This window comes from Companilactobacillus crustorum JCM 15951, from assembly GCF_001434585.1.
GTDB lineage: Bacteria > Bacillota > Bacilli > Lactobacillales > Lactobacillaceae > Companilactobacillus > Companilactobacillus crustorum.
The window spans coordinates 38,912-52,153 of the sequence record NZ_AZDB01000003.1 but is presented as its reverse complement, the minus strand read 5'-3'; the positions used below and the strand labels follow the sequence as shown (position 1 = coordinate 52,153).

The 13,242-nt window shown below is 38.3% G+C and carries 24 protein-coding genes; 1 reads left to right on the top strand and 23 read right to left on the bottom strand.

Going from position 1 to position 13,242, the window contains the following annotated elements; genetic code table 11:
- Window positions 1–7: 7 nt before the first annotated feature.
- From rpmD to rpsJ, 20 genes are read right to left on the bottom strand one after another with little or no spacing between them, the layout of a single operon-like run.
- Window positions 8–193: a 50S ribosomal protein L30 gene (gene rpmD / locus FD26_RS01515; RefSeq protein ID WP_057866676.1), complete on the bottom strand. Its 186-nt coding sequence runs from the start codon at window positions 191–193 to the stop codon at window positions 8–10.
- Between the two features lie 17 nt (window positions 194–210).
- A complete protein-coding gene (gene rpsE, locus FD26_RS01510; protein WP_057866675.1) occupies window positions 211–711 on the bottom strand; it encodes a 30S ribosomal protein S5 in 501 nt (166 codons plus the stop codon).
- Window positions 712–729: 18 nt separating this feature from the next.
- A complete protein-coding gene (rplR, locus tag FD26_RS01505) occupies window positions 730–1,095 on the bottom strand; it encodes a 50S ribosomal protein L18 (protein WP_057866674.1) in 366 nt (121 codons plus the stop codon).
- A gap of 19 nt (window positions 1,096–1,114) precedes the next feature.
- Window positions 1,115–1,645: a 50S ribosomal protein L6 gene (rplF, locus tag FD26_RS01500; protein ID WP_057866673.1), complete on the bottom strand. Its 531-nt coding sequence runs from the start codon at window positions 1,643–1,645 to the stop codon at window positions 1,115–1,117.
- A 30-nt stretch (window positions 1,646–1,675) separates the two neighbouring features.
- Window positions 1,676–2,074 (bottom strand): 30S ribosomal protein S8, encoded by a 399-nt coding sequence (gene rpsH / locus FD26_RS01495; RefSeq protein WP_057866672.1) that lies wholly within the window; start codon window positions 2,072–2,074, stop codon window positions 1,676–1,678.
- A gap of 30 nt (window positions 2,075–2,104) precedes the next feature.
- On the bottom strand, window positions 2,105–2,290 hold the full coding sequence (locus FD26_RS01490; protein ID WP_010018530.1) for a type Z 30S ribosomal protein S14: 186 nt from the start codon (window positions 2,288–2,290) through the stop codon (window positions 2,105–2,107).
- 16 nt (window positions 2,291–2,306) lie between these two features.
- Entirely contained in the window at window positions 2,307–2,849 is a 543-nt protein-coding gene (gene rplE / locus FD26_RS01485; RefSeq protein WP_057866671.1) for a 50S ribosomal protein L5, read from the bottom strand.
- 16 nt (window positions 2,850–2,865) lie between these two features.
- Window positions 2,866–3,108 carry a 50S ribosomal protein L24 gene (gene rplX, locus FD26_RS01480; protein WP_057866670.1) on the bottom strand — a complete coding sequence of 81 codons (243 nt, stop codon included), beginning with the start codon at window positions 3,106–3,108 and terminating at the stop codon, window positions 2,866–2,868.
- 32 nt (window positions 3,109–3,140) lie between these two features.
- On the bottom strand, window positions 3,141–3,509 hold the full coding sequence (rplN, locus tag FD26_RS01475) for a 50S ribosomal protein L14 (RefSeq protein ID WP_025084417.1): 369 nt from the start codon (window positions 3,507–3,509) through the stop codon (window positions 3,141–3,143).
- Between the two features lie 29 nt (window positions 3,510–3,538).
- A complete protein-coding gene (gene rpsQ / locus FD26_RS01470) occupies window positions 3,539–3,814 on the bottom strand; it encodes a 30S ribosomal protein S17 (RefSeq protein WP_082596208.1) in 276 nt (91 codons plus the stop codon).
- A gap of 22 nt (window positions 3,815–3,836) precedes the next feature.
- Window positions 3,837–4,031 (bottom strand): 50S ribosomal protein L29, encoded by a 195-nt coding sequence (gene rpmC, locus FD26_RS01465; protein WP_010018524.1) that lies wholly within the window; start codon window positions 4,029–4,031, stop codon window positions 3,837–3,839.
- Complete coding sequence (gene rplP / locus FD26_RS01460; protein ID WP_057866669.1) at window positions 4,021–4,452, bottom strand: 50S ribosomal protein L16; 432 nt, start codon at window positions 4,450–4,452, stop codon at window positions 4,021–4,023. Before rplP ends, rpmC begins: the two co-directional genes overlap by 11 nt.
- A gap of 3 nt (window positions 4,453–4,455) precedes the next feature.
- Window positions 4,456–5,133 carry a 30S ribosomal protein S3 gene (rpsC, locus tag FD26_RS01455; RefSeq protein ID WP_057866668.1) on the bottom strand — a complete coding sequence of 226 codons (678 nt, stop codon included), beginning with the start codon at window positions 5,131–5,133 and terminating at the stop codon, window positions 4,456–4,458.
- A gap of 17 nt (window positions 5,134–5,150) precedes the next feature.
- Complete coding sequence (rplV, locus tag FD26_RS01450) at window positions 5,151–5,504, bottom strand: 50S ribosomal protein L22 (RefSeq protein ID WP_057866732.1); 354 nt, start codon at window positions 5,502–5,504, stop codon at window positions 5,151–5,153.
- Between the two features lie 17 nt (window positions 5,505–5,521).
- Window positions 5,522–5,803 carry a 30S ribosomal protein S19 gene (rpsS, locus tag FD26_RS01445; RefSeq protein ID WP_057866667.1) on the bottom strand — a complete coding sequence of 94 codons (282 nt, stop codon included), beginning with the start codon at window positions 5,801–5,803 and terminating at the stop codon, window positions 5,522–5,524.
- Between the two features lie 34 nt (window positions 5,804–5,837).
- On the bottom strand, window positions 5,838–6,674 hold the full coding sequence (gene rplB, locus FD26_RS01440; RefSeq protein ID WP_057866666.1) for a 50S ribosomal protein L2: 837 nt from the start codon (window positions 6,672–6,674) through the stop codon (window positions 5,838–5,840).
- 16 nt (window positions 6,675–6,690) lie between these two features.
- The gene (rplW, locus tag FD26_RS01435) at window positions 6,691–6,978 is read right to left on the bottom strand and encodes a 50S ribosomal protein L23 (protein ID WP_041501332.1); all 288 of its coding nucleotides are present in this window, start codon (window positions 6,976–6,978) and stop codon (window positions 6,691–6,693) included.
- Entirely contained in the window at window positions 6,978–7,601 is a 624-nt protein-coding gene (gene rplD / locus FD26_RS01430) for a 50S ribosomal protein L4 (RefSeq protein WP_057866665.1), read from the bottom strand. The genes rplW and rplD overlap by 1 nt, the downstream gene beginning before the upstream one ends.
- Window positions 7,602–7,618: 17 nt before the next feature.
- Window positions 7,619–8,254 (bottom strand): 50S ribosomal protein L3, encoded by a 636-nt coding sequence (rplC, locus tag FD26_RS01425; RefSeq protein WP_057866664.1) that lies wholly within the window; start codon window positions 8,252–8,254, stop codon window positions 7,619–7,621.
- A gap of 32 nt (window positions 8,255–8,286) precedes the next feature.
- Window positions 8,287–8,595, bottom strand: a complete 309-nt coding sequence (gene rpsJ, locus FD26_RS01420) for a 30S ribosomal protein S10 (protein WP_010018513.1) — start codon at window positions 8,593–8,595, stop codon at window positions 8,287–8,289.
- Between the two features lie 537 nt (window positions 8,596–9,132).
- Here rpsJ and FD26_RS01415 point away from each other — a divergent pair.
- A complete protein-coding gene (locus tag FD26_RS01415; protein ID WP_162254845.1) occupies window positions 9,133–10,080 on the top strand; it encodes a CPBP family intramembrane glutamic endopeptidase in 948 nt (315 codons plus the stop codon).
- Window positions 10,081–10,152: 72 nt separating this feature from the next.
- On the opposite strand, the gene fusA is transcribed toward FD26_RS01415, so the two are convergent.
- The 3 genes from fusA to rpsL are packed head-to-tail and all read right to left on the bottom strand — an operon-like array spanning window position 10,153 to window position 13,226.
- Complete coding sequence (fusA, locus tag FD26_RS01410) at window positions 10,153–12,252, bottom strand: elongation factor G (protein ID WP_057866662.1); 2,100 nt, start codon at window positions 12,250–12,252, stop codon at window positions 10,153–10,155.
- 46 nt (window positions 12,253–12,298) lie between these two features.
- Window positions 12,299–12,766 (bottom strand): 30S ribosomal protein S7, encoded by a 468-nt coding sequence (rpsG, locus tag FD26_RS01405; RefSeq protein WP_057866661.1) that lies wholly within the window; start codon window positions 12,764–12,766, stop codon window positions 12,299–12,301.
- Between the two features lie 46 nt (window positions 12,767–12,812).
- Window positions 12,813–13,226 (bottom strand): 30S ribosomal protein S12, encoded by a 414-nt coding sequence (rpsL, locus tag FD26_RS01400; RefSeq protein WP_025084405.1) that lies wholly within the window; start codon window positions 13,224–13,226, stop codon window positions 12,813–12,815.
- Between the last annotated feature and the right edge of the window lie 16 nt (window positions 13,227–13,242).

Sequence of the window (13,242 nt, the reverse complement as noted above, 5' to 3'; positions counted from 1 at the left end):
AAATTTATTAATCTTTAACTTCTTCAACGCTAACTAAATGAGCGATTTTCAATACAGCACCACGAATAGCAGGATCATCCGGCTTAACAACTGAACTTGAAACTCTTCCAAGACCAAGTTCTTTTACGATCTTACGTTGAGCAGGAAGGCGGTGAGCTGCACTTCTAGTTAGGGTAATTCTAAGTTTAGCCATAATTACACACCTTTCTTCTAGTTAAGCAATTCTTGGGCTGAGATTCCGCGCATTTCAGAAACGCTTTCGGCAGTCTTGAGTTGTTTTAATCCTTCGATTGTTGCACGAATTACATTAATTGGAGTATTTCTTCCAAGTGATTTACTTGTAACATCACCAACACCTGATAATTCGATAACGGCACGAACGGCACCACCAGCAGCAATACCAGAACCTTCTTCAGCAGGCTTCAACATGATCTTACCAGCACCAAATGTACCGATAACTTCATGAGGAATTGTTGAACCAACCATAGGAACACTAATAAGGTTCTTCTTAGCATCTTCAACAGCTTTACGAATAGCTTCAGGAACTTCTTGAGCTTTACCAGTACCGAAACCTACGTGACCATTCTTGTCACCAACGATTACGATAGCAGCAAAACGTAGACGGCGTCCACCTTTAACAACCTTAGTAACACGGTTGATTGAGACAACGCGATCTTCTAATTCTAATTGAGATGGATCGATATATGTCATAAATTTGGTTTCCTCCTTCTAGAATTTTAGCCCATTTTCACGAGCTGCTTCAGCAAGACTTTGAACACGGCCGTGATATAAATATCCACCACGATCAAAGACTACATCGCTAATTTTTGCTTCTTGTGCTCTTTGTGCAACTAATGCACCAACAGCTTCAGCTTGTTCAACTTTTGAACCGTCTTTAATTTCTTTATCAAGAGTTGAGGCACTTGCTAGCGTTACACCCTTTACGTCATCAATTAATTGAGCGTAAATGTTTTTATTCGAACGGAATATGTTTAAGCGTGGGCGCTCAGCAGTACCAGAGATTTTGGCACGGATACGCTTTTGACGTTTTTGACGTGCTTTGTTCTTATCTGGTTTTGTAATCACAATTTTCACCTCATAGATTTATTTAGTACTATTTACCAGTCTTACCTTCCTTACGACGTACATATTCGCCAACATAACGAATACCTTTACCTTTATAAGGTTCTGGAGAACGTACATCGCGGATCTCAGCAGCAAATTGACCAACTTTTTGCTTTGAGATACCTGTAACGTTGATTTCTGTATTTGAAGGTGAATCAACTTTGATACCTTCTGGTGCATCCATAACAACTGGATGTGAGTAACCAACGGAAAGTGTTAGTGTGTTACCTTTAACTTGTGCACGGTAACCAACACCTCGTAGTTCAAGTTTCTTTTCGTAACCTTCTGTAACACCAATAATCATGTTATTTAGGTTTGAACGCATTGTTCCATGAAGAGCTTTGTCATTATCATCTTCACGTGTGAACTTAGCTTCTTTATCATCAAGTGTTAGCTTGATTTTTGAATCAAAATGTCTTGTTAATTCACCCTTAGGGCCTTTAACAGTAATATCTTCACCTTTTTGAGTAACTGTAACACCTGCTGGTATTTCAATTACTTTATAACCGATACGACTCAAATTAGTGCACCTCCTTACTTTTTAAGAATATTACCAGATATAAGCGATTACTTCTCCACCAACGTGTTGTGCACGGGCTTCTTTGTCAGTAATAACACCTTTTGAAGTTGAAAGAATAGCGATACCTAATCCATTAAGAACCTTTGGTACGTTATCTGAATCAACATAACTACGTAAACCTGGTCTTGAAATACGTTTCAAGCCTGAGATTACGCGTTGTTGATCTTTTCCATATTTTAAGAAAATACGAAGTACGTTTTGCTTGTTATCTTCGATAACTTCGTAATCCTTGATAAATCCTTCATTCTTAAGAATCTCTGTCATGCTCTTCTTGATGTTTGAAGCAGGAATGTCTAGAGATTCATGTTTAACCATATTTGCATTACGAATACGTGTTAAGTAATCTGCAATAGGATCTGTCATGACCATTTAATTTGCCTCCTTTTTATATTAAAAATCTTACCAGCTAGCTTTTTTCATACCAGGGATTTGACCTTCATGAGCCAATTGACGAAGGCAAAGTCGGCAAAGCTTGAACTTACGATATACAGAATGTGGACGACCACAGCGTTCGCAACGTGTATAAGCTTGTGAAGAGAACTTTGCGGGTCTATGATTACGTACGATTTGAGATTTCTTAGCCAATGAATTTACCTCCTATTTATTTTGTGAATGGCATACCGATTTGTGATAACAATTCACGTGATTCTTCATCTGTGTTAGCAGTAGTAACAATAACGATGTCCAATCCACGAATTTTGTTAACCTTATCGTAGTCAATTTCTGGGAAAACCAATTGTTCTTTAACACCAAGTGTGTAGTTACCACGGCCATCGAATGAACGAGTACTTACACCACGGAAGTCACGAACACGTGGTAAAGCAATGTTGATTAGTTTGTCAAGGAAGTCATACATACGGTCACCACGTAGTGTAACCTTAGCACCGATTGACATACCTTCACGAAGTCTGAAACCAGCGATTGATTTCTTAGCTTTTGTGATCAAAGGTTTTTGACCAGCAATCAAACCTAATTCTTCAACGGCTTCGTCAAGATTCTTTGAGTTAGAAATTGCATCACCAACACCCATGTTCAAAACGATCTTTTCGATCTTAGGTGTTTCCATGATTGATGAATAGTTAAACTTCTTCATCATTGATGGTGTGATTTCGCCAACGTACTTTTCTTTTAATGCGTTAACCATTTAGTTTTCTCCTTTCTTATTTATCTTCTTTATCAGTTGTTTTACTTACAACTTTAACGTTAGTTGCGCTAATAGGTCTTTCAACGTCAGTAATTCCGCCTTGTGGTTGGGAATTGCTTGGCTTAGAGTGTTTCTTTACAACGTTAACGCCTTCGACGATAACTTTGTTAGCAGAAGGAATAGCTTTTTTAACTACACCTGTCTTGCCTTTAGCATCACCGGCAATAACTTTGACATTGTCTCCAGTTTTTACAAACACTATTCAGCACCTCCTGAATTTAATTGTTCTTTTTATAGCACTTCTGGTGCTAGAGAAACGATCTTCATAAAATCGTTATCACGTAGTTCACGAGCAACGGGTCCGAAGATACGTGTTCCTCTTGGTGTTTTATCAGCATTAATAATAACTGCGGCATTTTCATCAAATCTGATGTAAGAACCATCTGTACGATGAGCACCTGATACAGTTCTTACGATAACAGCTTTAACTACGTCACCCTTTTTAACAACGCCACCTGGTGTTGCTTGTTTGACAGTAGCAACGATGATATCACCGATATTAGCTGTTTTACGGTTTGAACCACCAAGAACTTTAATTGTTAGAATTTCACGGGCTCCAGAATTATCTGCAACTTTTAGACGACTTTCTTGTTGAATCACGTTTTGGCCCTCCTCTCATCAGTTATAGTCTAGATTGTGACTGCTTTTTCGACGATTTCTAATAAACGGAAGCGCTTTGTCTTTGACAAAGGTCGAGTTTCCATGATACGTACAATATCGCCAACTTTTGCTTCGTTGTTTTCGTCTTGAACGTAATATTTCTTAGAATATCTAACACGTTTTCCATAAACTGGATGTTGTTTTGTTGTTTCAACAACAACGACGATTGTCTTATCCATCTTATCTGAAGTTACGCGTCCTTGATATACCTTACGACGGTTACGAGTTTCTTGTGTTTCGCTCAACTTGATGTCCCCTTCCTGTTTATTATTTTTCGTTATTCTTTTGGTTTTGAGCTGTTCTTAATCTTGCAATGTTCTTTCTTACAGCCTTTAAACGAGCTGTGTTTTCCAATTGGCCTGTGGCTTGTTGGAAACGCAAGTTGAATAGTTCTTCTTTGTATTCTTTAACTTTGTCTTGCAATTGAGCAGCAGTTAGCTCTTTGATCTCACTAGCCTTCATCAGCGCCACCTACTTCCTCACGTTTTACAAACTTAGTTCTTACAGGTAGTTTGTGTGATGCAAGTCTCAAAGCTTCACGAGCAGTATCTTCAGAAACGCCACCGATTTCAAACAAAACCTTTTCGCGTTTAACTGGAGCTACCCAACCAGCTGGAGCACCTTTACCATTACCCATACGAACACCTACACCCTTAGCAGTGTATGATTTATGAGGGAAGATTTTAATCCAAACCTTACCACCACGCTTCATGTAACGAGTCATAGCAACACGGGCTGCTTCAATTTGTCTATTAGTGATCCAACTTGAGTCAAGTGACTTCAAACCATATTCACCAAATGTAACAGTTTTACCACCTTTAGCTTCTCCGCGCATCTTTCCACGGAATTCACGACGGTGTTTTACACGTTTTGGTACTAGCATAGATTATTCTCCTTTCCCTTCATTTTTTGGTTCATTGTTATGTTGTGGCTTAGCAGGAAGAATTTCACCACGGTAAATCCAAGTTTTAACACCTAAATTACCATAAGTTGTCTTTGCTTCAACCCAAGCATAATCGATATCAGCACGCAATGTGTGCAAAGGAACAGTTCCTTCTGTATGCCATTCACGACGAGCCATATCGGCACCGTTTAAACGACCTGAAATTTGTACCTTGATACCTTTAGCACCGGCACGTCTTGAACGTTGAACTGCTTGACGTTGTGCACGTCTGAAAGCAATACGAGCTTCAAGTTGACGAGCGATACTTTCACCAACCAATTTTGCATCTAGATCAGGTTTCTTGATTTCGATGATGTTGATGTGAATGTTTCTGTTAGTTAAATTATTTAATTCATTACGTAATTTTTCAACTTCAGAACCACCTTTACCGATAACCATACCTGGTTTAGCAGTGTGAATTGAAACTGTAACGTTCTTTGCAGTACGTTCGATTTCGATTCTTGATACGGAAGCATTTGAAAGTTTGTCTTCAATATACTTACGGATCTTAAGGTCTTCGTGTAAAAATGTTGAAAAGTCTTTATTGTTTGCATACCATTTGGCATCCCAGTCACGGATAACACCGACACGGAATCCGACTGGATTAATCTTTTGACCCACTAAATTTACCTCCTATACTATTCTTTTTCACTTACAACTACTGTAATGTGACTTGTTCTCTTGTTAATTGGTGATGCTGAACCCTTAGCTCTAGGACGGAAACGTTTTAGAGTTGGTCCTTCGTCAACGAAAGCTTCACTGACGTATAGGTTTTGTGCATCTAAATCAAAGTTATGTTCTGCGTTTGCAATTGCTGACTTAAGAGCTTTAGCAATAATTGGAGAGCCTGCTCTTGGTGTGAATTGCAAAATTGCAAGTGCCTCAGCAGCTTGCTTGCCTCTGATTAGATCAATAACAAGGCGAGCCTTACGAGGTGCAATACGCACATTAGTAACCTTAGCTGTTGCAGATGTAATTTCTTGTTCTGCCATCATTTAAGTCTCCCTTCTTATGCTTTTGCTGTCTTCTTGTCATCAGTTGCATGACCATGGAAAGTACGTGTAGGTACGAATTCGCCTAACTTATGTCCAACCATATCTTCTTGGATATAAACTGGAACATGCTTACGACCATCATGAACTGCGATTGTGTATCCTACGAAACTAGGAAAAATTGTTGAACGTCTTGACCATGTCTTGATAACTGACTTTTTGTCAGAATCTGCTTGTGCTTCAATCTTCTTTAGAAGATGTGCATCAGCGAATGGTCCTTTTTTTAAACTACGACTCATCTTATGTCCTCCTTATATTATTCTAATGAATAGTTTACTTACCTTTTCTATGACGAACGATAAGCTTTTCAGATTTGGCATGAGTTGAACGAGTTTTCTTACCAAGAGTCTTCTTACCCCATGGTGACATTGGAGATGGATGACCGATAGGAGCTTTACCTTCACCACCACCGTGTGGGTGATCGTTAGGGTTCATAACTGATCCACGAACTGTAGGTCTCATACCTAACCAGCGTTTACGACCAGCTTTACCAATCTTAATAAGTTCATGTTGTTCATTACCAATAGCACCGATACTTGCACGGCAAGTTGAAAGAACCAAGCGAACTTCACCAGAAGGTAAACGTAAGATTGAGTACTTACCATCTCTACCAAGTAATTGGATTGATGTACCAGCTGAACGGCCAATTTGACCACCTTTGCCGGGTTTCAATTCAACGTTATGAATTGTTGTACCAACAGGAATATCTGAAAGTGCAAGTGCGTTACCTGGTTTGATATCTGCATCTTTACCAGTTTCAACAACTTGTCCTACTTCAAGACCCTTTGGAGCTAAGATGTATGCTTTAACACCATCTGAATAATGAATTAATGCAATATTAGATGTACGGTTAGGATCATATTCAATTGACTTAACTGTAGCTTTAATACCGTCTTTACTATTACGTTTGAAATCAATAACACGGTATTTTTGTTTATGTCCACCACCACGGTGACGAACTGTAATATGACCGTATGAGTTACGACCAGCAGTATGGCTTTGTGATTCTAAAAGTGTCTTTTCAGGAGTAGTTTTAGTAATCTCAGAAAAGTCAGAACCTGTCATATTACGACGACCGTTTGTGGTTGGTTTATACTTGATAATCGCCATTATTTGACCTCCTTATTTATTCTTCGTCAAAAATCTTAATTTCATCTGAATCTGCTGTAAGTGTAACAATTGCCTTACGACGTTTTGCTGTAAAACCAACATAACGACCTTGGCGCTTCTTCTTACCAGAAACATTCATGATATTTACTTGTTTAACTTTAACACCGAAAACTTCTTCAACGGCTTGTCTAACAAGAACCTTGTTAGCATCCAAAGCAACATCGAAAGTATATTTCTTGTCGCTCATGGCATCCATTGAGCTTTCAGTAACAACGGGGCGAATAATTACGTCTCTTGCGCTCATTATCCAAGCACCTCCTCAATTTTAGAAAGTGCTGCTTGTGTAACAACTAACTTGTTAGCGTTAATAACGTCAAGAACGTTAACACCTTCTGGTGCAACAACTTTAACTTTATCAATGTTTCTTGCTGATAGAGCAACGTTGTCGTTACCATCTTCAACAACTACAAGAGCTTTGTTGTCAGCACCTACTGTATTTAGTAATTGTGCAAAAGCCTTTGTACTTGGTTTGTCGTATGAAATTGAGTCAATAACGATTAGGTTACTGTCAGCAGCCTTTTGTGAAAGTACAGACTTCAATGCCAAACGGCTAACCTTCTTAGGAAGGTGATAAGCATAAGATCTTGGTGTAGGGCCGAATACGACACCACCACCTACCCATTGAGGTGATCTAATTGAACCTTGACGAGCACGTCCTGTACCCTTTTGACGCCATGGTTTTCTACCACCACCACGTACTTCGGAACGGTTCTTAACATCATGAGTACCTTGTCTCATTGATGCACGTTGCATGATGACTGCATCTGTAACGACGTTATCGTTTGGTTCGATACCAAAGATTGCATCTTTTACTTCAACAGCACCGTTCTCAGCACCGTTATCTTTGTAAGCTGTGATTTTTGTCATAACTCATTTCCTCCTTCCTATTTTTGATTAGCTTTAATAGCTGTTTGAATTTTAACTAATGATTTGTTAGCACCGGGAACATTTCCCTTGATCATAATTGCATTACGTTCAGTATCAACTTTGACGATTTCAAGGTTTTGTGTAGTAACACGGTTGTTACCCATAACACCTGGAAGCATCTTTCCTTTGAATACACGGTTAATGATCGCACCCATTGAACCAGCAACACGGTGATATCTTGAACCGTGAGTTTCTGGACCTCTAGCTTGACCAAAACGCTTGATGTTACCTTGCATTCCGTGTCCCTTTGTTGTTCCTGTAACGTCGACAACATCACCAGAATTAAATGTATCTACTGTTACTTGTGCACCTAATTCGTAGTCTCCCATTTCAACATCGCGGAATTCGCGAATGTAATGTTTAGGAGTTGTATTTGCCTTTTCTGCATGACCTTTGGCTGGTTTATTAGATAGAACTTCACGTCTGTCTTCAAAACCTAGTTGAACGGCCTCATAACCATCATTTTCAACTGTTTTAAGTTGCATAACAACGTTTGGTGTTGCTTCAACAACTGTTACGGGAACAAGTTCACCGTTGTCAGTGAAAATTTGAGTCATTCCGACTTTTTTACCAAGAATTCCTTTTCTGGCCATGTTTGCACCTCCAATAATTTATTTTTTAATAATTATAATTTAATTTCAATGTCAACGCCTGATGGTAGATCCAACTTCATAAGTGAATCAACCGTCTTCTTTGTTGGGTTAACAACGTCGATAAGTCTTTTATGTGTACGCATTTCGAATTGTTCTCTAGAATCCTTATGCTTATGTGGTGAAGCTAGCACTGTATATAGTGAGCGTTCTGTAGGCAATGGAATTGGACCTGAAATTTGAGCTCCAGTTCTCTTTGCTGTTTCCACAATTTTGTCAGCTGATTGATCTAGAATACGATGTTCATAAGCCTTCAAACGAATGCGAATTTTTTGACTTGCCATGGGGTTACCTCCTTTTTGTCTCTTTCAAGATGACCGGCTCCGTGAAAATATCCGCCAGCCCTGCCGTGGCAAAGCGGCCGGGTGTGTCGCAACCTCTCACTTCTAAGCCGTCGATATCATTTGATATCTATTTGGTACATACTTCTATACGAAATAAGCACTCTTATAATATTACACGATGAACCCCACAATTTCAAGGTTTAATCAAGTATTTTTTAAATGAAAGACGCTTTCTTAAAAAACATTTTTCAACTATACTCTAATAAATAGTGGAGGTGTAATTTGAATAATAATCTCGAATTTAGATATCATAACAGGTTTCAAACAAATAATAAAGACCCAATTTTACTTAAGATCTTTAAAATCCAAGTAATCTTTAACGCCCTCGTTATTTTTAGCTATAGTGCTGTCACAAAAAACCTTTATCTTTTCGGTCCAATTTTTTTAAATTTGCTAGCACTATATATTCATCCTGGTCCTCAAAAGATATTTGATCGCATTAATTTTATTTTTCAAATGTTTTTTCAAGTTTTTATCATGGCAAAATCTTATTACTATTTAATCAATGTCACTATGCATTTATATAATTGGAACTTACCTAGTTCAATCGGTTTATTACTAGTTTCAATGTTAGTTATGTATATTCCATACGTAATTGTCTTCTTTGGTTCTGTAAGAAATAAATTTTTACAATTATTGATTTCACTATACGCTTTTGAATTTATTTCTATGGGTGGATTGAGTTTAGTAACATATGGCACAATTTTATATTTTAATCCTTTTATCGGTTTACTAAATAATTCAGCTTTTCTAGGTGCCATCAATTTCCTGATTTTGATTTTAATACTAATGTACTGTTGGGGTTATGGATTGCCAAAGATGCGCCTATCTCGCAATGCTAATTTCAAAGTATTAATTATTTTAGGAATCATTGGTTTGTGGTTCATAATGTGGAATGCCTTCGGTGGCGGCAATAATCTTTTAACTTCACTTTTTACATTTAACTTTTCTGGTATTTCATTTAAGCCCCAGTATATTCTCAGTGGTTTTGAGGCTGGTATTGCCGAAGAGTTACTATTTAGGTATGCTTTCTTAACTATCCTCTTAGCAGCTTTCAAAAATGATAACTATCGAATATTTTACGCTGCTATTATCAGTAGTATCTGCTTCGGTATAATGCACTTAGGAAATATTACTGCTGGTCAAAGCTTGGCCAATACACTTAATCAAGCTATCTTTGCTTTTGGTATGGGACTTTTGATGTGTGGAATTTATTTATACACTGACTTATTTTATTTGCCAGTTATTTTTCATATTTTATTAGACACTTTAGTTTTCAGTGCTTCTGGTGAGATGATGTCCGGCAAGGTAACTATAGCTGATAATATCTTTACTATTATTGAAACATTATTATTTGTTGCTGTAGCTGTTGCTTTACTTATTTCTATCTATAATAGAAGAAACAGATCATTTAGCTTCTATTAATTAAATTTAATAAGCACAAAAAAAGAGAAGATCGGATGATCTTCTCTTTTTGATTAGTTTCAACTGTAAGAATTAGTCTTCTTCAGCTTTACCACCATTTTTCTTGATGATTTCAGCTTGAATTGACTTAGGAACCTTCTCGTAGTGATCCATTGTCATAGTAAATGTACCACGACCTTGTGTTGCTGAACGAAGTGTTGTAGCGTAACCAAACATTTCTGCAAGTGGAACAAAAGCATTGATAAGTTGTGCATTACCACGTGCTTCCATACCTTCAACACGTCCACGACGAGCAGTAACTTGTCCCATAACATCACCTAAGTAATCTTCTGGTGTAACAATTTCAACCTTCATAATAGGTTCAAGAATTACAGCACCAGCAGTCTTAGAAGCGTTACGTAGTGACATTGAAGCAGCAATCTTAAAGGCAGCTTCTGATGAATCGACTTCGTGGTATGAACCATCATACAACTTAGCCTTAACATCGATCAATGGATATCCAGCAAGAACACCATTTTCCATAGCTTCCTTCAAACCTTGTTCTACTGAAGGGATGTATTCACGAGGAACAACACCACCGACGATAGCATCTTCGAATTCGAAGCCTTTACCTTCTTCATTAGGTGTAAATTCAACCCAAACATCACCATATTGACCTTTACCACCAGATTGACGAACGAACTTACCTTGAGCACTTGTTTGTTGTGTAAATGTTTCACGATAAGCAACTTGAGGTTCACCAACCTTACATGCAACGTTAAATTCACGTTTCATACGGTCAACCATGATATCCAAGTGCAATTCACCCATTCCGGCAATAAGAGTTTCACCAGTTTCAGGATTTGTTTCAGCTTGGAATGTAGGATCTTCTTCAGATAGTTTTTGGATAGCAATATCCATCTTATCTCTATCTTCCTTAGAATTAGGTTCGATAGAAACTTGAATAACTGGATCTGGAATATCCAATGATTCAAGGATCAATGGATGATCAGTATCAGTTAAAGAATCACCAGTAGTAGTATTCTTCAAACCGATAACAGCAGCGATATCACCTGAGAACACTTCTGGGATTTCCTTACGGTGGTTAGAATGCATTTGTAGCAAACGACCAACACGTTCACGTTTGTCTTTTGTTGAGTTCAAGACATAAGAACCAGATTCTAGAGAACCTCTATATACACGAATGTAAGTTAGACGACCAACGAATGGGTCAGTTGCAATCTTAAATGCTAAACCAGCAAATGGTTTGCTGTCGTCAGCCATAAGTTCAACTTCTGATTCATCCTTTGGATCTGTAGCTTTATAAGGACGTACATCAAGTGGTGATGGTAGGTAATCAACAACCGCATCCATCAACATTTGAACACCCTTGTTCTTGAAAGCAGAACCAGCAAGAACTGGGAAATATTTCAAATTGATTGTAGCCTTACGAATAGCTGTACGAAGTTCATCATTTGAGATTTCTTCGCCTTCAAGATACTTGTCCATGATATCATCGTCAACATCAGCAACAGATTCAACCAATTCGGCACGTTTCTTTTCAGCTTCAGCACGGTATTCTTCAGGAACATCAACTGTATCCCACTTTGTACCTAGCTCATCTTCATCATAAAGATCGGCTTTCATTTCGATCAAGTCGATAACACCCTCGAATTTATCTTCAGCACCAATAGGCATTTGGACAGCGTGGGCATTTGCGTCTAGTCTTTCATGAAGCGTTTCAACTGAGTAGTCAAAGTTAGCACCGATTTTATCCATCTTGTTAACAAAGACGATTCTTGGAACACCGTATGTTGAAGCTTGACGCCAAACATTTTCAGTTTGTGGTTCAACACCAGATTGAGCATCAAGAACTGTAATAGCACCATCTAGCACACGTAGTGAACGTTCAACTTCGATTGTGAAATCAACGTGTCCTGGTGTATCGATAATGTTAATACGGTTACCTTTCCATTCAGCTGTTGTAGCAGCTGATGTAATAGTAATACCACGTTCTTGTTCTTGAGCCATCCAGTCCATTTGTGAAGCACCATCATGTGTTTCACCAATTTTATGGATTTTACCAGTATAGTACAAGATACGTTCAGTAGTTGTAGTTTTACCGGCATCAATGTGGGCCATGATACCAATATTACGGGTATCTTCTAGTGGAAATTCACGTTTATTAGCCATTAAAAATTGTTTCTCCTCTCAAATTAACTAGTTTAATAACTAGATCCTACCAGCGATAGTGAGCGAATGCACGGTTAGCATCGGCCATCTTATGTGTATCTTCACGCTTTTTAACAGCTGCACCAGTATTGTTGGCTGCATCCATAATTTCGTTAGCTAGACGTTCGTCCATTGTATGTTCACCACGTAGACGAGCATAACTTGTGATCCAACGAAGACCCAATGTTGTACGACGATCTGGGCGAACTTCGATAGGAATTTGATAGTTAGAACCACCGATACGGCGAGCCTTAACTTCAAGTACAGGCATAACATTGTTCATTGCTTCTTCAAACACGTCCAATGGTTCGTTACCTGTCTTATCTTTAATAATATCGAATGCACGATATAGGATTGATGAAGCTGTACCTCTCTTACCATCATACATCAAATGGTTAATCAAACGAGTTACTAGCTTTGAGTTGTACATTGGATCTGGCAAAACATCACGTTTTGGAGCTCTACCTTTACGCATAAAAAATTCCTCCGTTATTACATTATTTCATTAAAATGATTAATTGTTATTTCTTAGGCTTCTTAGCACCATATTTTGAACGACTTTGCATACGTCCATCAACACCGGCTGTATCTAAGGCACCACGAACAACGTGATAACGAACACCAGGTAGATCCTTTACACGTCCACCACGGACAAGGACAACACTATGCTCTTGTAGGTTATGACCAATACCAGGGATATATGCTGTTACTTCAATAAGGTTTGATAATCTAACACGGGCATACTTACGTAGGGCAGAGTTAGGTTTCTTAGGTGTCATTGTTCCGACACGAGTTGCAACACCACGTTTTTGTGGAGCTGGGTTCTTTGTAGCAACTTTCTTCATACTATTGTAGCCAAAGTTCAATGCAGGAGCATCTGATTTAGATACTGTTGACTTACGGCCTTTGCGAACTAATTGATTAATTGTAGGCATTCAAAGTTCCTCCTAA